The 1011-nt window shown below is 48.4% G+C and carries 1 protein-coding gene and 1 pseudogene; both read right to left on the bottom strand.

All coding sequences use genetic code 11. The features are described 5' to 3' along the window. Positions 1 to 40: 40 nt before the first annotated feature. Positions 41 to 694: a reverse transcriptase domain-containing protein gene (locus KDK15_RS05065; protein WP_257294278.1), complete on the bottom strand. Its 654-nt coding sequence runs from the start codon at positions 692 to 694 to the stop codon at positions 41 to 43. Beyond that, a pseudogene (locus KDK15_RS05060) lies at positions 687 to 1011 on the bottom strand (hypothetical protein); the annotation flags it as partial. The gene KDK15_RS05065 and the pseudogene KDK15_RS05060, both read right to left, overlap by 8 nt.

Raw genomic sequence — 1011 nt, 5'->3', positions numbered from 1 at the left:
GGCGTGTAGATTTCCCGCACCGGGCTCTTCGATATTTGACTTACAGCACTGACATGGATTGCATTTTCCAGAAGGAGATGTTAATCCTTGGTCTCAGTAACGGCATGATCTGTTTGAGACGATTGAACATTTCCCAAGTCACCTTTCCCTTACGACTTCGACTACCAAGCATCTTGCGCCAATATCGCCCTACAAACCGGTACACTTTGCACAGGCTGTAGAAGTTCCCTCCCATTCCATAGTAGGCGTAGTGTCCCTGCAAACGACGATTGATCGCTGTTAACTGTTCATGCAGCGGATCGTGACGTATTCGCCTCAACAATGTCTTGAATTTATCAAAACTTCGCCACAGCCGCGTTTTCTCCGTTTTGCGACCAACCATGAAGTTTCCTTTCTGGTTACGTGTGCAGTAGTGAGTAAAACCCAGAAAATAGACTGTTTCCGGCCGCTTCTTCTGTCTGTGGGCAAACCGTCCAAACTGCACTAACCGTGTTTTGTCCAGTTCGAGACTCAGGCCAAACTTGTCCAGCCGTTTTGGCAGCACATTCAGGAAGCGTTCTGCATCACTTCGATGCTGAAAACACACCACAAAATCGTCAACGTATCTGATCAACCAGGCTTCCCCTTTTAAATGGGGTTTCACCTTGTACTCAAACCAGAGGTCAAGTACATAATGCAGATACAGATTACTCAAGAATACAGGGTACGCCCAGCGGACGTTTCTCCTTCTTCCCTGGTTTTGGTATCCATACCCTTTTGACCGGTGGTGCCTTGTAAGCCTGCCGATGAATAGACGTCAGCGTTTGCTCAAGCCATTCCCTGAAGCCTTTCTTCGTCTCTTCCATTGTCAGCCCATCTACGCCGGGCGACGTCCAATAGGGGATCTTATTCAGATTCCCACAAAGACTCTCCGGTGTGATGTGATGAGCCAAACTGGTGAAGCGAAGTTTCGGATTACTCCGGGCTTTTGCTGCTACCCTTTCCAGTTTCGTTGCCATGGCTGGTTTACCT

It is taken from the genome of Endozoicomonas sp. YOMI1 (assembly GCF_024606345.1).
Lineage (GTDB): Bacteria > Pseudomonadota > Gammaproteobacteria > Pseudomonadales > Endozoicomonadaceae > Endozoicomonas.
This window is presented reverse-complemented; position numbering and strand designations above follow the sequence as displayed.